Source organism: Mammaliicoccus sp. D-M19 (genome assembly GCF_022386695.1).
Classification (GTDB): domain Bacteria; phylum Bacillota; class Bacilli; order Staphylococcales; family Staphylococcaceae; genus Mammaliicoccus; species Mammaliicoccus sciuri.
Genome location: NZ_JAJNHW010000001.1, coordinates 711,358 through 729,703 on the forward strand (window position 1 = coordinate 711,358; position 18,346 = coordinate 729,703).

At 32.6% G+C, this 18,346-nt stretch carries 18 protein-coding genes and 1 pseudogene; 6 read left to right on the forward strand and 13 right to left on the reverse strand.

All coding sequences use genetic code 11. The annotated features are described in order from the left end of the window. Positions 1–173: 173 nt before the first annotated feature. From LQ675_RS03670 to LQ675_RS03685, 4 genes are all read right to left on the reverse strand, one after another. Positions 174–962 (reverse strand): alpha/beta fold hydrolase, encoded by a 789-nt coding sequence (locus tag LQ675_RS03670; protein WP_048539965.1) that lies wholly within the window; start codon positions 960–962, stop codon positions 174–176. A 203-nt stretch (positions 963–1,165) separates the two neighbouring features. Beyond that, a complete protein-coding gene (locus tag LQ675_RS03675; RefSeq protein WP_107610129.1) occupies positions 1,166–3,097 on the reverse strand; it encodes a PTS fructose transporter subunit IIABC in 1,932 nt (643 codons plus the stop codon). 18 nt (positions 3,098–3,115) lie between these two features. Continuing rightward, positions 3,116–4,027 (reverse strand): 1-phosphofructokinase, encoded by a 912-nt coding sequence (pfkB, locus tag LQ675_RS03680; protein WP_048539967.1) that lies wholly within the window; start codon positions 4,025–4,027, stop codon positions 3,116–3,118. Beyond that, positions 4,024–4,785 (reverse strand): DeoR/GlpR family DNA-binding transcription regulator, encoded by a 762-nt coding sequence (locus tag LQ675_RS03685; protein WP_048539968.1) that lies wholly within the window; start codon positions 4,783–4,785, stop codon positions 4,024–4,026. Before LQ675_RS03685 ends, pfkB begins: the two co-directional genes overlap by 4 nt. Positions 4,786–4,958: 173 nt before the next feature. Here LQ675_RS03685 and LQ675_RS03690 point away from each other — a divergent pair, with 173 nt between their 5' ends. Beyond that, positions 4,959–6,152: a M20 metallopeptidase family protein gene (locus LQ675_RS03690; protein ID WP_048539969.1), complete on the forward strand. Its 1,194-nt coding sequence runs from the start codon at positions 4,959–4,961 to the stop codon at positions 6,150–6,152. Positions 6,153–6,221: 69 nt separating this feature from the next. Here the strand turns inward: LQ675_RS03690 and LQ675_RS03695 are convergent, their stop codons facing one another. Both LQ675_RS03695 and LQ675_RS03700 read right to left on the reverse strand, forming a co-directional pair. Beyond that, entirely contained in the window at positions 6,222–7,130 is a 909-nt protein-coding gene (locus tag LQ675_RS03695) for an aldo/keto reductase (protein WP_107610131.1), read from the reverse strand. An 11-nt stretch (positions 7,131–7,141) separates the two neighbouring features. Beyond that, complete coding sequence (locus tag LQ675_RS03700) at positions 7,142–8,071, reverse strand: CobW family GTP-binding protein (RefSeq protein WP_048541886.1); 930 nt, start codon at positions 8,069–8,071, stop codon at positions 7,142–7,144. 203 nt (positions 8,072–8,274) lie between these two features. Between LQ675_RS03700 and LQ675_RS03705 the strand changes: the two genes are divergently transcribed. Continuing rightward, positions 8,275–8,721, forward strand: coding sequence for a MarR family winged helix-turn-helix transcriptional regulator (locus tag LQ675_RS03705; RefSeq protein WP_025904738.1), 447 nt, complete (start codon positions 8,275–8,277; stop codon positions 8,719–8,721). 83 nt (positions 8,722–8,804) lie between these two features. Here LQ675_RS03705 and cydC read toward each other — a convergent pair whose 3' ends face one another. Together cydC and LQ675_RS03715 are read right to left on the reverse strand one after the other, a co-directional pair. Then, positions 8,805–10,472 (reverse strand): thiol reductant ABC exporter subunit CydC, encoded by a 1,668-nt coding sequence (gene cydC, locus LQ675_RS03710; RefSeq protein WP_107610133.1) that lies wholly within the window; start codon positions 10,470–10,472, stop codon positions 8,805–8,807. After that, positions 10,469–12,103 (reverse strand): ABC transporter ATP-binding protein/permease, encoded by a 1,635-nt coding sequence (locus LQ675_RS03715; protein WP_107610134.1) that lies wholly within the window; start codon positions 12,101–12,103, stop codon positions 10,469–10,471. Before LQ675_RS03715 ends, cydC begins: the two co-directional genes overlap by 4 nt. A 139-nt stretch (positions 12,104–12,242) precedes the next feature. Here LQ675_RS03715 and LQ675_RS03720 point away from each other — a divergent pair, with 139 nt between their 5' ends. From LQ675_RS03720 to LQ675_RS03730, 3 genes and pseudogenes are all read left to right on the forward strand, one after another. Beyond that, positions 12,243–13,088 (forward strand): undecaprenyl-diphosphate phosphatase, encoded by an 846-nt coding sequence (locus LQ675_RS03720; protein WP_107610135.1) that lies wholly within the window; start codon positions 12,243–12,245, stop codon positions 13,086–13,088. 84 nt (positions 13,089–13,172) lie between these two features. Beyond that, positions 13,173–13,760, forward strand: a pseudogene (locus LQ675_RS03725) (hypothetical protein); the annotation flags it as partial. Between the two features lie 248 nt (positions 13,761–14,008). After that, positions 14,009–14,464: a YaiI/YqxD family protein gene (locus LQ675_RS03730; protein ID WP_239727048.1), complete on the forward strand. Its 456-nt coding sequence runs from the start codon at positions 14,009–14,011 to the stop codon at positions 14,462–14,464. Between the two features lie 18 nt (positions 14,465–14,482). Here the strand turns inward: LQ675_RS03730 and LQ675_RS03735 are convergent, their stop codons facing one another. Then, entirely contained in the window at positions 14,483–14,734 is a 252-nt protein-coding gene (locus LQ675_RS03735; RefSeq protein WP_078355492.1) for a hypothetical protein, read from the reverse strand. 75 nt (positions 14,735–14,809) lie between these two features. Here LQ675_RS03735 and LQ675_RS03740 point away from each other — a divergent pair, with 75 nt between their 5' ends. Continuing rightward, complete coding sequence (locus tag LQ675_RS03740; protein WP_239726608.1) at positions 14,810–15,379, forward strand: LOG family protein; 570 nt, start codon at positions 14,810–14,812, stop codon at positions 15,377–15,379. Here LQ675_RS03740 and LQ675_RS03745 read toward each other — a convergent pair. From LQ675_RS03745 to exaC, 4 genes are all read right to left on the reverse strand, one after another. After that, positions 15,354–15,824 (reverse strand): 2-thiouracil desulfurase family protein, encoded by a 471-nt coding sequence (locus LQ675_RS03745; RefSeq protein WP_152291779.1) that lies wholly within the window; start codon positions 15,822–15,824, stop codon positions 15,354–15,356. The genes LQ675_RS03740 and LQ675_RS03745 overlap by 26 nt on opposite strands. Before the next feature lie 12 nt (positions 15,825–15,836). After that, positions 15,837–16,376, reverse strand: a complete 540-nt coding sequence (locus LQ675_RS03750; RefSeq protein ID WP_048541878.1) for a GNAT family N-acetyltransferase — start codon at positions 16,374–16,376, stop codon at positions 15,837–15,839. Between the two features lie 68 nt (positions 16,377–16,444). After that, a complete protein-coding gene (locus LQ675_RS03755; protein ID WP_025904728.1) occupies positions 16,445–16,777 on the reverse strand; it encodes a DUF779 domain-containing protein in 333 nt (110 codons plus the stop codon). Beyond that, complete coding sequence (gene exaC, locus LQ675_RS03760; protein ID WP_048541876.1) at positions 16,778–18,298, reverse strand: acetaldehyde dehydrogenase ExaC; 1,521 nt, start codon at positions 18,296–18,298, stop codon at positions 16,778–16,780. Positions 18,299–18,346: the final 48 nt, after the last annotated feature.

The following is an 18,346-nucleotide window of genomic DNA, read 5'->3' on the forward strand; positions in this document are numbered from 1 at the left end:
TGTATGATTTTTTTCAATAAGTTTATTTACGGTATACGTTTTCAAAACTAAATCCTTCCCATTTAGCGTCACCTCCCCCGATATTAGCATATTATTTTTAGTGTAGCATATTTTTATCACAATTTAAATGATATAAGAAAGAATGTAAATGTAGAAGTCTACACATACATTCTTTATATAGCCGTCGTTCCAACATGTTGCATGATAAATTTAGAACTAATTTTATTAAAAGCATCAGGTTGATCAATATTACATACATGACCAGCTTGCTCTATTATTTCTATTGAAAAATTTTCATTTTCTTTAACGAGTCTTTCAACTGGAGGCATAAACAAATAATCTTCTTCCCCCATGATAAAGAGTGTCGGAATATCTCTTGTTGCAACTTGTAAATGTGCTAAATAAGGATTTACAAGCTTCGTTAATTTAACCCATTTGATAAATTGTTTTTGAGACACTTTTTTAGCTTCATTCACAAATCTTAAGCGAGATTCTTCATGAGCTTTCCTAGGCATAATAATGTAAGCAAATAATTTATAAAGCAGCATATACGGCACAAAATTCATAATCGTACGGCCGATAGCTAACAAGAATTTAGTCCTTAAATTCACATTAATAATGGCGCCACCTAACACCAATGTCGTAATTCTCTCTGGATATGATTGCGCCATTGTTTGGCCAACTATTGTGCCAAGGCTCATGCCAATAATATGAGTCTTATCTATTTTCAAATGGTCCAATACATCTACAACTTCTTTTGCTAAATGTTCAAACGAATCATTTTTCTTCCATTCTTTATTCGCAGATTTCCCGTGCCCCCTCAAATCTACGAGTAATATATTAAAATGTTTCCTATAATATCTCATTTGTTTAAACCAAATCGAAGAACTACCACCAGCTCCGTGTATCAACGTAACCCATTCTGCGTCATTTGATTTGATAATTGTCTTGTAATATAACATTGTTCACATCTTTCCCTATGTTTACCATTTTCTACATATTATAATAATTTAATTTAATCATATAAAAATTTCCCCAACTTTTCAATTTTAAACATGTTAAATCAGCATCATACTTTTGGCCGAGGATTTAAAGCACTGACTAAAAAAGCTGTCTACAAAATCACAACTCTGTAGACAGCTTTTAATTTAACACGATATATTGATTATTCTACTTCTTCTGCGATTTCAAGTTGCTCTTTCGTTAATTTAGGTTTAATAACACCATAAATAATTGCTGCAACTAATGCACCGACAACTACTGCTAGTAATGTTTGTAATACATGACCGAAGTCAGTTGCAAATATAACAAAGATACCGCCATGTGGTGCTTGAATTCTTGAACCTAATCCTAAAGCTAACGCTCCACCAATACCTGAACCAACCATCATTGATGGAATGACACGTAATGGATCTGCTGCTGCAAATGGAATAGCACCTTCTGTAATGAATGATAACCCCATCACATAGTTTGGAATAATAGAACCTTTTTGTGCTTTAGTAAATTTCTTTCTAAATATTAACATCGCTGTTGCTATTGCTATTGGCGGAATCATACCACCGACCATAGCAGCAGTAATTGCTGCTGCGTTTCCTTCAGTTAACGCTGCTGTCGCAAATACATATGCCGCTTTATTAAATGGACCGCCCATATCAATTGCCATCATTGCACCAAGTACTAAACCTAATAACATAATATTAGAACCAGATAAGTTATTTAATCCGTCTAATAATAAATTGTTTAACCATGCTGTTGGTGGATTTACCACATACACCATAAGTAATCCAGTAAGTGATACTGATAAAATTGGATAAATTAATGTAGGTTTTAAACCTTCAAACATTTGAGGTAAGTTCTTAAATACATATTTGATACCTTCTGTTAAGTAACCTGCAAGGAAACCAGCGATAATACCACCTAAGAACCCTGAACCACCTGCTACTGCTAGCATACCACCGACTAAACCAGATGCGAAACCAGGTTTATCTGCAATACTTCTAGCGATGAAACCTGCTAAAATAGGCACGATTAATTTAAATGCACTTTCACTACCAATCGACCATAAATTAGCTGCAAATTCGTTATATTGTCCACTCTTTGGATCGAATGAGTTTTCACCAAATAAGAATACGATTGCCATCAAGATACCACCAGATATAACAAGTGGTAACATATTAGAAACACCATTCATTAAGTGTTTATATATCGTCTTAGACACACTTTGTTTTTCATTGCTAGAAGCACTACTTTGTTTCGCACCTTTAGCTACGAATGGTTTGCGTGATGTGTCTTGTGCCATATTGATTAATTCTTCCGGGCGTTTAATACCATCAGCAACCGGAACTTGAATCACATTCTTACCATCGAAACGATCTGTTTCAACATGTACATCTGCAGCTACAATGATACCTGATGCTTTTTCAATTTCTTCATCAGTTAAGTGATTTTTAATACCACCTGAACCATTTGTTTCAACTTTAATAGGTACACCCATTTTTTTAGCTTGATTTTTCAATGCATCTGCAGCCATATAAGTATGTGCAATACCTGTAGGACATGCTGTTACAGCTAATACAAGTCCTTTTTCTGATTCCGCTTCTGCATTCGTTACAGCTGCTTCTTCTGAAGATTCATCTGAAGCTTCATCATCATGCTTATTAATGATATTTAACACTTCTTCTTTACTTTTTGCTTGTAATAACTCTGCTCTTACATCTTCATCCATCAAAATGCCTGAAAGTTTAGCAAGGGCATCTAAATGTGTTTGTGCACCACCAGCTGGCGCTGCAATCATAAAGAATAAATGAGCTGGTTGCATGTCTAATGATTGATAATCTACACCTTCAACAGATTTACCAAAAGCAATCGCAGCGGATTGTACAGCATCTGTTTTAGCATGAGGAATCGCAATACCTTCACCAATTCCTGTTGTACTTTGTGACTCTCTTGCATGAATCGCCTGTTTAAAAGTTGCTTCATCGCTTAATTTCCCAGCGCTGTTTAATTGCGCAACTAACTCATCAATGACTTGATCTTTACTTGTTGCAGAAAGATCCATTGCAATAGTTTCCTTCGTTAATAGTTCTGTAATTCTCATTTTAATAACCTCCCTATTTTAAACATGTTTAATGATTACTTTAGAAATTATTTTTTCTATATCTTCTATATTAGCTAAGTCCGCATTAAATGCTGTTGCTGTACCACAGCTTACCGCTAATTTAAATGCTGATTCTATGTCTTTGTCTGCTTCTAATCCTGCTACCATACCAGCAACAGTACTGTCACCTGAACCAACTGTATTCACAACTTGACCACTTGGTACGATAGCTTTTAATCGTGTTTGTTGATCCACATAAATAGCACCTTCTCCACCGAGTGAAACGATGACTGCTTGAGCACCTTCATTTAATAATTGCTCAGCACATTCAATGACTTCTTGATCCGTTTCAATTTGTTTATCAAATATTTCTTCTAATTCATGTTTATTTGGTTTAACAAATTTCGGATTATATGCTAGTACTGATTTCATCAAATCTTTCTCAGCATCCACGATTAAATTCGCACCAGTCTGTTTAAGTATTTCTGCTACTTCTTGATATACTGGATTTTGTAGTGAACTTGGCACACTGCCCGCAATTATAACCGTATCTTCTGATTGCGTATTTTTCATTTTCGTTAAAAATTCTTCGTAGTCATGAGGTTCAATATTTGGCCCCGGTCCATTGATTTCAGTTTCTAAACCAGATTTCAATTTCACATTTATTCTTGTATCATCTTTAACTTCTACAAAGTCAGTTAAGATGTTTGCTTGATTAAGTGCATCTTTAATAAAATCTCCAGGAAATCCACCTATAAAACCTGTCGCTGTGCTTTTGATATCTAATGTTTGAAGTACTCGAGAAACATTAATACCTTTTCCACCAGCAAACTTGTTTGTTTCATGTGCTCTGTTTAATTCACCTACTTCAAATTGATTTGTAAACATTACATAATCAATTGATGGATTAAACGTAACTGTATATATCATTTTAGTCCTCCGTTAATTTTATATTTTTCTTTAAATTGATTTAAATTAGTTAATGTTTGAATCGCTTTGTGAGAAGTTAATATTTCTATTGATTTCTTATATGTCACTTCCGCAAACGATACTTCATTAAATTTAGAATGATCTAACAAGACATATACTTGAGATGCTAAATGAATAGCCTTTTCTTTCATTTCAGATTCGTACGGGTCTGGTGTCGTTAACCCATAGTTCAAATCAATGCCATTCATACCAATAAAAGCTTTGTCAAAACGATATCTTTCAAGGGATTTAACTGCATTGACGCCTATATTCGCAAATGTCGTTGCTTTTACTTCTCCACCTGTCATATAAACCGAAATGCCTTTTTCTAATAACGGTCTTACATGTGTTAAACCATTTGTTACAACGATAATATCTTGTTGTGTAATAAATGGAATCATTTCTAAAGTAGTTGTCCCAGCATCTAAATATATCGTATCTCCGTCTGAAATTTGACTGACAGCTAATCGTGCAATCTCTTGTTTTTCATCTTGATGTCGCGATTCTTTATCTGTCATATTACGCTCTTCATGGCGCTTTGCAATTTGAGTTGCACCACCATGAACTCTTTTGAGCAAACCTCTTTCTTCAAGTTGAGATAAATCTCTCCTAATTGTTGATGTACTTGAATTCGTCAAATTAATAAGTTCTTGTAGAGATACTGTTTCCCGTAAATTAATCTCTTCTAATATTAATTGGTGTCTTTCAGTCGTTAACATACAATCTCCCCTATTCCTCTACATAATAAAACGTTTTCATTTCAATGTCAATCACTTTCGTTCACTTTCAACCAAAATCAACCAAAAATTTTTAGTTGTTTTATAAGTGCAATCATTTTATACAGTAAAAGATTACTGTTATACTTTTCTAGTATAATTTTAGGAGGTAAATCATGAATAATTTAAAAGAAAAGCTTTTTAACCTAATTGAAAAGAAAGAAAGTGACATGATTGATATTAGAAGGCATTTGCACCAACACCCAGAACTCTCATTTGAAGAAGCGCAAACTGCTGAATATATTAAATCATTTTACGAAGGCAAAGATGTTAAAGTAACACAACCTTTAGAAAAAGAACATGCTATTATTGTAGAAATTAAAGGTGGTCAAGAAGGTAGAACGATTGGTTTAAGAGCTGACTTTGATGCTTTACCTATAACTGAAGAAACAGATGTTCCTTTCAAATCACAAAATGAAGGTGTTATGCATGCTTGTGGCCATGATGCTCACACTGCTTATTTAATGGGACTTGCAGATGCACTTATTGAAATTAAAGAAGAATTACCTGGCACAGTTAAAATCATTCATCAGCATGCTGAGGAGAAACCTCCTGGTGGTGCTAAAGCACTTGTAGAATCTGGTGCACTTGATGATTTAGATGAAGTTTATGGTATCCATATCGTTCCAGTAGCTGGACCTGAATTTATTGGTTACAATAAAGGACCATCATTCTCAGGAAGTTCAACATTCAAATTGACGATTAATGGTTTAGGCGGACATGCAGCAAGTCCACACAAAACACATGATGCATTAGTTGCTGGGACAAACTTTGTAAATGCTATTCAAACGATTGTATCAAGACGTATCGATCCATTAGATATGGGTGTCGTTACGATTGGCGCATTCGAAGCACCAGGTGGATACAATGTTATTCAAGATAGCGTTACAATCAAAGGTACTGCTAGATATTTAAACCCTGAATTAGAAGAAACAATGTATCAAGAAATCAAAAAAATTGCAGATAGTGTTGCAGTTGGATTCGATATTGAATATGACTTAGATTATCAATTTGGTTATCCTGTACTTTACAACCATCCAGAACAAACTGATAAAGTAGCAGAAATATTATCAAATAGTAAAGGCGACTATTTCCAACAGTTAGTTGAAATACCTCAAGTTACAGGATCAGAAGACTTCGCCTACTATCTACAAAAAATTCCTGGTTCATTCTACATTGTAGGCAGTAAACCAGAAGGCGTAACAGAACCATATATGAATCACCACCCTAAATTTGATGTGAATGAAGATTGCTTACAAGTAGCAGCAAAATCTTTAGCAGAAATTACATTAAATAGATTAGAAAAATAAATATTAATATAAAAGATGAGGCTGGAACCTGTATATAGGTTCCAGCCTCATCTTTATATCATTATCATACTATAATATATCTTCACCACGTGATGCGACATAAATATCGAACCACTCTTGATCTGTTAATTGTAATTTCGTAGCATTTACAGCTTCGTCGACTCTTTCTATCTTACTTGAGCCTACAATTGGCATCACTTTTGAAGGTAATCTGAGTAACCAACTGTAAATGACCATGCTTACTGATACGTTATATTTTTCTGCTAATGGTTGTATAACTGCCATAATGCGTCTTGCTTTTTCATCAGTTTGATCAAATAATTTACCGCCAGCTAATGGACTCCATGCCATTACTTTAACATCATGTTGCAACATTCTATTTAATGTACAATCTTCAATATTTTCAAGTTGATATGGTGATACTTCAACTTGATTGACTGAGATATGCGACATTTCTTTCTTCAAACTTTCATTTAATAATTCATATTGATTGCATTTAAAGTTTGAAACACCGAACGCTTTTATTTTTCCTTGTTCAACTAAATGCATCACTGCACGCGTCATTTCATCTGGATCCATTAATGGAGATGGACGATGAATCAGTAGTGTATCGATGTAATCTGTCTTAAGATTTAAAAGCGATTTATCAACTGATTCAATAATATGATCATAACTTTGATCATATCGATGACCAGTATTTTTAGCGATTTGATCATTCGGTAAAATAATACCGCATTTTGTGACGATTTCAATTTTCTCTCTTAAATTAGGTGTTAATGCTAATGCATCACCAAATAATGATTCACATGTATAATTACCATATATATCAGCATGATCCATTGTTGTAATGCCTCTATCAACAATTTCATGTATAAAATCATTTAATTGTTGATTGTTATAACCCCATTCATTCAATCTCCAAAAACCATGTACAATTCTAGAATAACTAACATGTTTATTTATACGAATTCTTTCCATCCCATCATCTCCTAAGAAAAATTCAACATATCTAACTTGTTGCGAATACTTGCTTTATCTATAGATTCACCTATTATGACAATTGTTAATGGCATATTCATTATTTCTGGTTCATATTGAGGTACCCCAAATGCATATTGAAATAAATAAGTTTGCTCTGGTTCTTCCCTAAACTTCAGAAATCCTTTAATTCTAAGAATCGAATCAGGTAATTGTCTTAAGAAATTCATTAATAGTTCCATTTCTATCGGACCACTAAATGTATAATTTATGGATTGAATACCGTGATGATGACTATGTTTAGCTTGAAGTGACAAAACTTCATTTACAGGTATTTCAACACCATCAATATTTGAAAACTGCGTAAAGTGTAGCACTGGTTGATGTTTGATTGTTTGTAATGACGTTTCTAATGATGCTTTTTCTTCAGCAGATAATTCATCAGACTTATTAATAATAATCAAATGAGAATATAACATTTGTTCTTCCATTAATTGTTTCGTCTGAACGGTATATCTCGATCTTTCTAAATATCTTTTGCCGTCCATAACACCAATGATTGTTGGCATTTCAACTTTATCTACTAATGTAGGGTTTTGACATGCATCCACTACTTCTACAGGATGCGCAATACCAGTAGCTTCAATTAATACAAGATCAGGCTGGTCTTTATGATATAAATTATGTAATACAACTTCAATATCATCTTTCAATGAGCAACATATACAACCATTTAATAAACTTTGAGTAGAGACATCATCACCTAACAAATTACTATCAACATCAAAAGAACCAAATTCATTCATAATGATTGCGACCTTTTGGCCAGAGTTTTTTGCTTTCATGATGAGTCTTTGAAGTAATGTTGTTTTACCACTTCCTAAAAAACCTGTCAAAATTGTTACTGCCATTTTATTTTTATTCTTCATACTTTGACTCATATTCAAACCACCTTTCTGTAATTATATGATATAAGTTCAGAAACTACAAAGACTTAAAGTTCATCCTATAACTTATACTTTAAATATTCATAAATTACACATCACTAAAATATTTACAAAATAAAAATATTCATTATATAATGAATTAGGAGATTTCAAAAAAAAATAATGAACCATTGCATTTGTAGTTTGGGGGAAAGATTATGCCGGATAAATTAGATATCCAAAACCAATTGTGTTTTAATTTGTATAATGCGCAACGACAAGTTAACCGCTATTATTCAAACAAAATTTTCAAGACGTACAATATTACATATCCACAATATTTAGTATTAACGATTTTATGGGAAACCGCACCGGTCAATGTCAAAAAGCTTGTAACAGACTTAGCCCTAGATACAGGTACTGTATCCCCTTTATTAAAAAGAATGGAAAATTTAGATTTAATTAAACGTGTACGTTCTGAATTAGATCAAAGAGAAGTGTTTGTTCATCTAACTGAAAAAAGTGAACAAATGAAACCACATTTACACCAAGCTTCACATTTAATTCAAGATGTATCAGAGTTAAATGATGAAGAAACCAATCAATTAAACAACTTATTACAAAAATTGATCAATAATGTAGATAAAATCAATCAAGAAAAATAATACAGCAAGCCTCTATCATCTTGCTCAAAATAAATAAGCATATCACGCAACTGAATTCTCAGTTTAAAGTGATATGCTTATTTTTAATCTAATTGGTCATTATATTGAATGACTTTATATAAATAACCTTGTTCTTTAATGAGTTGTGTATAACTACCTTGCTCTATGATATGTCCTTCATTCATAACGATTATATGATCGAAGTATTGTAAATATTTCAAGTTGTGCGTCACAATTACAATCGTATCGTCTTTATTTAATAAGAGATTCATAACATTTTCTTCATTTTCTTCATCTAATGAAGCTGTTGGTTCATCAAGTAACCATATTTGTGCTTTTCTTAACAACAATCTTGCTAAAGATAAACGTTGGCGTTCCCCACCTGAAATATTCTCAGCATTTTTAGTTAGCTGCTGATCTAAGTTTAAATGCTTTAAATTCACAGCAGCAAGAACGTTAGTCATAAGTTCATCTTCCACATCAATTAATAAATTCTCTCTTACTGTGCCTTCGAAATAATGATTATGTTGCAACATTGTATTGATTTCATTCACATAATCTTCTTGAATCATATGAGACAACTGTTCACTTTTATAGGATAAACTGCCATCATTCACACTATATAATCCCATTAATATATTGAGCATCGTTGTCTTACCTGAACCTGAAGGACCTATAATAGCTACATGATCCCCTTTATTTATTTCAAAGTTAATTTGAGATAACGTTTCTCTTTCTTGGAAGTCATATTTAAACATTACATTCTCTGCTTTATACAATGCATGATTTTGAACTGAACGTTCTTGAGGCACCTCAAATGATTGATTGATGACTTCTTCAATATTTTTAAGACTTCGCTCTGTATCCGCTTTGTAAAATGCAACATTAGTCATTGGGATAGCTTGTTCAAATAACGTAATTGTAATCATTAATATACTCGCAAAGAATACAGCGTTTAATACACCGTCTTGTATTTGCCAAATACATAAAATGGTCATACACCAAATACTCACCATAGATGATAAATTCAGCATAAAGTCATAAGAACTTAAAAATTTCTGTTCTTTATATTTTCTATCTTCATATTGGTATTGTTTATTTAAAACTTTCTCTTTAAATGCACGATATTGTTGGAATCTTTTTAATTCTGAACGTCCTTTTTCAAAATCAAAGTATTCAGCCACATATGCTTCTTCACTTTGTTGAACAGCTTCAGATAAGCTTTCAGCTCTTTTAGCTGATAAATAAGGGATGACAATGACTGACATCAACATTGAAAGTCCTATAATCACACCGGCATATATATTGAAATTAATCATCACGAGTATTGTTATAAATGTCGTAATGATAATAACAATTGGTGGATAATATACTCTTAGTAAAATATTTTGTAATCGTTCAACATGGTTTACCATTTGCATTAATAAATCACTCGAACGGTATCTTCTAAATACGTTTGGAACAATTGGGATGAGTTGATTAAATAAGTTAACACGTATATCCCTCAACATTGTAAATGTAGAACGATGCGAATATAATCTTTCGAAATATCTAGTAATTGCACGAACAAAACCAAATAACTTAATAGATACAATTAAAATCATTAATGTATATAAAGGTGTTCCAAGTGCACTTTTAGATATCATATATCCACTTAATGCAAACATTCCAAGTGCAGTTAGCATGCCAAAGACGCCTATTACAATAGAAAGATAGAAGTCTTTATCAAATTTAATTTTTATTTTTTTCATGACATACCACCACCTTTTTGAGATGCGTCATATGATTGAACTGTTCCATTATGAATTTCTATAAAATCAGTGGCATATCTCAACACTTCTTTTCGATGCGCGATTGTGAGAATAGTCTTTTGATGCGCAAATTGGTTAACAGTTTGCACGATAAGTTGTTCGGTTTCAATATCTAATCCAGTTGTTGGTTCATCAAAAATAACCACATCTGGATCAAGTAATAGTAATCTGGCTAGTTCTATTCTTCTCATTTCTCCACCAGACAACATTTCATAACCATCACCAATCATAGTATGCATACCTTTAGATAATTGTTTTACTTTTTCAAGTAAGCCCACTTCAGTTAACACTTCATTAACACGTTTTTCATCATAATTTTGGAACATCGTGACATTTTCATACAAAGTTGCGCTGAAAATATAAGGTCTTTGAGATAAATAACCCATTTTTAGTGGTTTTTTATAAATAATCTTACCTTCATTGGGATTTAATTCATTTAACATAAGTTTGATTAATGTCGATTTACCAGCACCACTGGGTCCAATAATTGCTGTATGATGATTTTCTTTTATACTTAAATTGATTTGATCAAATGAAAAATCTTTACGCTCTGGGTAAGTGAATGATACATGATCAAATTGAATGAGATCTTCATCATTAATATTTGAGTCAATATGAATGTTTGAAGCTTGTATAGATTCTTCATTACTCATTTCTTCAATCAATTCAATATAACCTTCACTTTGTTTACCCGTATGGAAAGCTTGTCCTAGGTCTTTAATCGCATTATAAAATTCTGGTGCTAATAATAAAGTAATGATGGCAACTATAAAAGATACATCGTGAAATACGATTAATCTTAGGCCAACTTCAAGTGCCACAATACCTATTCCAAGCATTGAGATAAATTCCAACATTAAGCCTGATAAGAAGGCACTTTTCAAAATTTCCATTGTTAAATCTCTAAATGACGTACTTGATTTATAGATTTTTTCAGTCGTTTGATGTGTTCGATTGAATAGTTTTAACGATACGAGACCTTTTGTTAAATCTATAAATTCTGCTGCAAATTGATCTAAAGATTGCATTTGGTCTTTCGCTTTATCACGAGTTCTTAGTCCAAAGACAATATAGAACAGTGGAATAAATGGCGCTGTAATCATCATAATTAAAGCAGCTGGCCAATGAATAAAGAGTAATGTAATGATAATCGTTACTGGGATAATGGTTGATTTGAAGACTTGAGGCAAATAAGATTCATAAAAAGGATGTATACCCTCAACCACTTCAGTAATCATTGTTATTTTAGTTCTATCTGTTTCATTATTTATCAATTGATGTCTAACATCTCTTTTAACTTTATAAGAAAGTTTTTGTCCTGATAATTGATTAAGGTAGTTAAAGCATGCTCTTAAAAGCAATACAATGAGCAAGATTGCTAGCCATAAATAAAGTTGTTGACCATTTGATTTTACGACGAGCATTTGGTTAATAATTTTCCCTAAATATATATTTTGAAATACGACTGTTAAACTTAATAAAAACGAAGCGAGAAACATAAATATTTGCAACGTTTTATAATGCATACTATACTTTGTTAAATCTTTCACAATCTCACCACCTTGTTCCATTATAACGCCTTTATGAAAAAAATAAACTAAAATGTATTATTAAATATTAGCATATTACATTGTAATATTTGGTACAATGATGATACGGTGATTGTCTCTAGATAACCACAGACTTTCATAAAAATAGAGGAGCAAAGCTATGTTTATATTAGAATTAATAAAAGCCATTATATTAGGTATTGTTGAAGGTTTAACAGAATTCGCACCTGTTTCATCTACAGGACATCAAATTTTAGTAGATGATATGTGGTTAAAGTCTAAAGCCTTTCTTGGAAGCGAATCAGCATTCACATTTAAAGTTGTGATCCAATTAGGTTCGATCCTTGCAGCAGCATGGATATTTAGAAATCGATATTTTGAAATGTTACATATTAAACAAAACGAACAGAAAAAAAGAACATTAAAATTGTCACATATTATTGTCGGGCTTGTACCAGCTGGTATTCTTGGACTATTATTTGATGACTTTATTGAAGAACATTTATTTAGTGTTCCAACTGTATTAATCGGTTTATTACTTGGGGCTATATATATGATTGGTGCGGATATGTATTCTAAACGCGTCACAAATCCACACAAAGTAGATGATATGAACTATCCAAAAGCATTTGTAATTGGTCTATCTCAAGCAATTGCATTATGGCCAGGATTTAGTCGTTCAGGTTCAACCATTTCGACAGGTGTCTTCTTAAAGTTAGATCATAAAGCTGCTTCTGACTTTACGTTCATAATGGCAGTACCCATTATGTTTGCAGCGAGTGCAAAAGCATTACTTGGAAATCTACAATTTATAACGTTGGATCAAATACCTTTCTATATTGTAGGGTTTATCGCATCATTTATATTTGGACTTATTTCTATTAAATTATTCTTAAAACTGATTAATAGAGTGAAATTAATACCTTTTGCGATTTATCGTATTATTTTAGTTATTATTATTGCCATTGCATATTTCGGTTTTGGAATTGGTCAGAATATCGGCTAACGTATCGTACCAATCGTTTGAAGATTATGATATAGGGTATTGGAATAAGATATATTATAAGAAATGACTACGGAGGAATGACTCATGAATGATAAAGTTAAATTAATTGTTAACACATTACCACTTGTATTAGTTCCATTAATTAGAGAACGCAAAAAAATAAAAGAACATCCAGATGTTAAACATGTAACTGAAACGACTGTTGATTTTTCACATAAAGTAAAAGATAAAACAATCGAAACGAAAGATAAAGTTGCAGAAAAAACACAACCTGTAAAATCATATGTTGTTCAAAAGAAACGTTTATATGAATATAACAAACAAATGAAACAACCTTTTAAAGAAGAACAAAAAGAAGCAAAACAACAACAAAAAGAAATTGATCATTTAGATAAAAAACTTCAAAAAAATATCGATGCTCGTAATAAAGAAGAAGAAAAAGCACAAAAAGAAAATAAAAAAGCGCGTATTAAAGAATTGACTCATTACCAAAAAGTTGAAGAACAACAAGCTAAAAAAGGTGAAAAACTTCAAAAAGAAAACGAAAAAGATGTGACGAAGTTAGATAAAAAGTTACAAAGTAATATCGAAGCGCGTGAACAAGAAGAACAAAAATTAGAGCAACAAAACAAAGAAGAACGTATTAAAGAAATAAAGAAATATGAGGGACATCAAATGAACACAGCAACTACACAAAGCAGTAATGCAAAATCAATCAACGACGTAAGCTCTAAACAAGCAAAACCAAACATTCAAGAATTAGTCAATGAAAGAGTTAGAAATGAGAAAGAAGAAAAATCTAGTCATCTTCTATTTAATCAACATAAATCGTCAATGTCTCAACATATCAGCCAATTTCCATATGATGAACATACGACTGAACACCAAAAATCTAAGAAAAGATTTCGTCGCAATAAATGATTAACAGAATTATTATAGATGGAGATGCTTGTCCAGTTACGGATGATATCATTCGCTTAACTCAACATACAAGCATCTCTGTTCTTATTATTAGAAGTGTTAACCATTTCTCACTAAGGGAATATCCCGATTATGTTTCAACAATATATGTTGATCATGGTGCAGATAGTGCAGACTTTAGAATTGTCAAATTGACGCAACCAGATGATATAGTTGTGACGCAAGATTATGGACTAGCGAGTCTTTTATTAAATAAAGCCCTTCACGTTATCCATCATAAAGGTTACGAGTATACGCCTCAAAATATTGAACAACTGTTAACGCAAAGACATATTTCTGCTCAAGTACGTCAACAAGGTGGTAGAACGAAAGGACCTAAAAAACTCACACAAGAAGACCATAAAGTTTTTTCAGAATTTCTATCAAAATTAATAAAAAAACATTCTGGACAATGATAATCGTCCAGAATGTTATTATTCTATCATTTGTTTTTTAGCTTTTTCTAAATTAACTTTATCTATTTCTTTCATTTGTTCTAATTCTAAACGCATCTTATCCGTCTCTAATAGATAGTTCTCATGCTTTAATTTTTCAAGCTCTAATTCATCTTTAACACGTTGGGATTTAATTTTTTCTATTCTAACCGTTTTACTTTGGTGGTTTTTTATAAGACCTGCTACTGATGAAATAAGCACAATAAGCACGACCATTAAAAATATATTCATAGTTATACCCCCTTCTTAAATAAATAGAAGTATCTTTTAAGTTATTATACTACATATGCGAGAGGAGTAATATATATGAAGAAAATTGCTGTTTTCTGTGGTGCAAGTAAGGGAAATGACCCAATTTATACAGAACAAGCTTATGCGTTAGGTAAATATTTAGCCGAAAATAAATATGAATTAGTATATGGTGCCGGATCAACTGGCATGATGGGAGCAGTAGCCAATGGTGTCATTGACCATGATGGTATTGCTATTGGCGTAATGCCAAGATTTTTAGGAGAACGTGAAATCGCTCATGAGAATTTAACAGAATATCATGTTGTCGAAACAATGCATGAAAGAAAACAAATGATGTCTGATATGGCTGATGCATTCATTATGTTACCTGGTGGTGCTGGTTCTTTAGAGGAATTCTTTGAAATTTATACATGGTCTCAAATAGGACTACATCATAAACCAATTGGTGCATTAAATACTAAACAATTTTTCAATCCATTAAGTTTAATGATTGATCATTTAATATCAACTGAATTTATCAGTTCAGATTATAAAAGTTTAGCGATTATTAAAGAAAATATCGATGATTTATTTAGTGCTATGAAAATGGCACAACCCGTTAAACTTCGTGATTATCAAAAATAGTTAAAAATGTTTTTTCATCATAGACGTTAATACCATTTAATGTAAAGAGGGCTGTCGTAACACCGACACCTTCTTTTTTATTTCCCGTAAATGTACCGTCGTATATAACAGTACTACCACATGAAGGACTGTCACTTTTCAGAATAACTGTATCGGCATTTAAATCTTTAATAATAGAGAGTGCACGTTTAGCGCCTTCTTTAAATTGTATTGTGACATCACGACCTGCAACAGTCATGACCTTTGCTTGATCATTCCACACATCACAACCATCTCCTCCGATGATTTCTGCTGGTTCTCTAGGAACTTGTAAGCCACCTAATATTTCAGGACAAATACTAATTGCTTTCTTCTCATCTATTAGATTCTTATAGAACAAATCTAACTTATGGTTGCCATCATACCTTACTTTTTCTCCAACTAAACATGCACTAATAACGATCATATCATCTACTCCTTACAATACTTTATGATATAAAACATGTGCTGCTAAATCATCATCATGTATGACTTTTGGATGTAAGAAATTCCTAATATGGTTCATTTCTAATTTTTCCATGACTCTTCTGGAAGGTTTATTAATTTCCGACGTAAAACTATACACTTCATCGATACCTTTTGATTTAGCATATGTTAATACTGCTTCCGCCGCTTCTGTTGCTAACCCATTACCCCATACATCCTTATCCATGCGCCAACCTATTTCATAAAAAGGTAATTCTGGGAAACTTAATTCGCTACCTTCTGGGATATAATTCAAACCTACCATACCGATAAAGCTTTTAGTTTCTTTTAATTCCACAGCAAATAAACCAATTTCATGTTGATCGATGACCGATTTCATTTGGTCAATCATATTTTCAGTCGCACGATAGCTCAATATATCTGGAAAGTACCTTCTCACTTCAGGACTTGCATTCATACTTTGAAATAATGCAACATCCTCATCTTTCCAATTTCTAAGTATTAAACGTTTTGTTTCAATGTAATGTTTCATTTCATTCACCCAACCTTTATCATATTCAAAAAAGGATGTACTAATATTTTAGCACATCCTTCAAAAAATTATGATCTTACTGAACTCCTAATGTGAAATCTCTTCCCAGTTGGGCCTTCTATACTAAACATACCGCCTCTTCCATCAACAACATCGACTTCTAAATTCGTATGTTTCCAATATTCATATTGCTTATTATTCATATAGAATGGGACACCTTCAATTTCACCTAATTTCACGTCTACATCTCCAATAATTAATGTTCCTTCAACAAATAACATTGGAGAGCTACCATCACAACATCCACCTGATTGATGAAATATAAGGTTTTCACCATGTGTTTTCTTTAATTCTCTAATGAGTGATTTGGCTTTTTCAGTAGCAGTGACTTGTTCAGTCATTTAGAACAGTCCTGCAGGCTTCTCGTCATAACTCACGAGTAAGTTTTTAGTTTGTTGATAATGTTCTAACATCATCTTATGGTTCTCACGGCCAATACCACTCATTTTGTAACCACCGAAAGCAGCGTGAGCTGGATAAGTATGGTAGTTATTCACCCATACACGACCTGCTTGGATTCCTCTACCAAAGCGATAAGCTTTATTTTGGTTTCTAGTCCAAATACCTGCACCTAAACCATATAAAGTATCATTCGCCATTTCTAAAGCTTCTTCATCGTCTTTAAATGTTGCTAATGATAATACTGGTCCAAAGATTTCTTCTTGGAATATTCTCATATTTTGTGTGCCTTTAAATATTGTTGGTTCAATATAGAAACCATTTTCTAATTCTCCAGCTTCTTCTCTTACATTACCACCAACTAATACTTCTGCACCTTCTTGTTTACCAATATCTAAATAGCTCTTAATTTTTTCAGCTTGTTCTTGTGACGTTTGTGCACCCAGCATTGTTTCTGGATCTAGAGGATTACCTGTCTTAATTTGTTTTACACGCTCGATACATTTTTCGATAAATTTATCATAAATATCTTCATGTACCAATGCTCTTGATGGACATGTACATACTTCACCTTGGTTAAGTGCGAACATCACTAATCCTTCAACAGCTTTATCTAAGAAGTCATCATCTTCATCCATAATATCTTTGAAGAAGATATTTGGTGATTTACCACCTAATTCAAGTGTTACTGGAATTAAGTTTTGACTCGCATTTTGCATGATGATACGACCAGTAGTTGTTTCACCCGTAAATGCAACTTTATTAATATTTTCATGTGTCGCTAAAGCTTGTCCTGCTTCCGCACCAAAACCATTTACAACATTAATCAATCCTTCTGGTAATAAGTCTTGAATCAGTTCAATAAAATGTAAAATAGAAACAGGTGTTTGTTCTGCTGGTTTAAGTACAACAGCATTACCTGTTACGATTGCCGGCGCTAACTTCCAAGTAGCCATTAATAACGGGAAGTTCCATGGAATAATTTGACCAACTACTCCAATAGGTTCCTTAAAGTGATACGCTACTGTATTGTCGTCAATTTGAGAGATTGCCCCTTCTTCTGCTCTGACAACTCCAGCAAAGTATCTAAAATGATCTACAACTAATGGTAAATCAGCTGCTAGACATTCTCTAATAGGTTTACCATTATCAAATGTTTCAATAACTGCTAATTCTTCTAAATTTTCTTCAATACGATCTGCTATATCTAAGAGTAATTGCGAATGTTCAGCTGGCGACTTTTTCGCCCACTCAACTTGTGCTTTATGTGCTGCTTTAACTGCTTCATCTATATCTTCTTTTGTAGAACGAGGAATTTTTGCATATACTTCACCAGTTACTGGCGATCCATTATCAAAGAATTCACCATTTTTAGGATCCACCCATTTACCACCGATAAAGTTCTGGTACTTGTCTTTAACTTTGTATTTTGCATTTGCTGCAGTTGGATATTCAAAAGCCATATTAAAACGCCTCCCTTAAATTGATTACAGTTTAATTTTAATCTACGG

Bases quoted from the DNA above. Each gene is read 5' to 3' on its own strand.
- LQ675_RS03700 (WP_048541886.1), bottom strand. From the start codon at position 8,071: ATGAGTCAAAGTATGAAGAATAAAAATAAAATGGCAGTAACAATTTTG.
- LQ675_RS03690 (WP_048539969.1), top strand. From the start codon at position 4,959: ATGAATAATTTAAAAGAAAAGCTTTTTAACCTAATTGAAAAGAAAGAA.
- cydC (WP_107610133.1), bottom strand. From the start codon at position 10,472: ATGAAAAAAATAAAAATTAAATTTGATAAAGACTTCTATCTTTCTATT.
- LQ675_RS03740 (WP_239726608.1), top strand. From the start codon at position 14,810: ATGAAGAAAATTGCTGTTTTCTGTGGTGCAAGTAAGGGAAATGACCCA.
- LQ675_RS03705 (WP_025904738.1), top strand. From the start codon at position 8,275: ATGCCGGATAAATTAGATATCCAAAACCAATTGTGTTTTAATTTGTAT.
- LQ675_RS03715 (WP_107610134.1), bottom strand. From the start codon at position 12,103: ATGGAACAAGGTGGTGAGATTGTGAAAGATTTAACAAAGTATAGTATG.
- LQ675_RS03695 (WP_107610131.1), bottom strand. From the start codon at position 7,130: ATGGAAAGAATTCGTATAAATAAACATGTTAGTTATTCTAGAATTGTA.
- LQ675_RS03755 (WP_025904728.1), bottom strand. From the start codon at position 16,777: ATGACTGAACAAGTCACTGCTACTGAAAAAGCCAAATCACTCATTAGA.
- pfkB (WP_048539967.1), bottom strand. From the start codon at position 4,027: ATGATATATACAGTTACGTTTAATCCATCAATTGATTATGTAATGTTT.
- exaC (WP_048541876.1), bottom strand. From the start codon at position 18,298: ATGGCTTTTGAATATCCAACTGCAGCAAATGCAAAATACAAAGTTAAA.
- LQ675_RS03675 (WP_107610129.1), bottom strand. From the start codon at position 3,097: ATGAGAATTACAGAACTATTAACGAAGGAAACTATTGCAATGGATCTT.
- LQ675_RS03720 (WP_107610135.1), top strand. From the start codon at position 12,243: ATGTTTATATTAGAATTAATAAAAGCCATTATATTAGGTATTGTTGAA.
- LQ675_RS03735 (WP_078355492.1), bottom strand. From the start codon at position 14,734: ATGAATATATTTTTAATGGTCGTGCTTATTGTGCTTATTTCATCAGTA.
- LQ675_RS03670 (WP_048539965.1), bottom strand. From the start codon at position 962: ATGTTATATTACAAGACAATTATCAAATCAAATGACGCAGAATGGGTT.
- LQ675_RS03685 (WP_048539968.1), bottom strand. From the start codon at position 4,785: ATGTTAACGACTGAAAGACACCAATTAATATTAGAAGAGATTAATTTA.
- LQ675_RS03745 (WP_152291779.1), bottom strand. From the start codon at position 15,824: ATGATCGTTATTAGTGCATGTTTAGTTGGAGAAAAAGTAAGGTATGAT.
- LQ675_RS03750 (WP_048541878.1), bottom strand. From the start codon at position 16,376: ATGAAACATTACATTGAAACAAAACGTTTAATACTTAGAAATTGGAAA.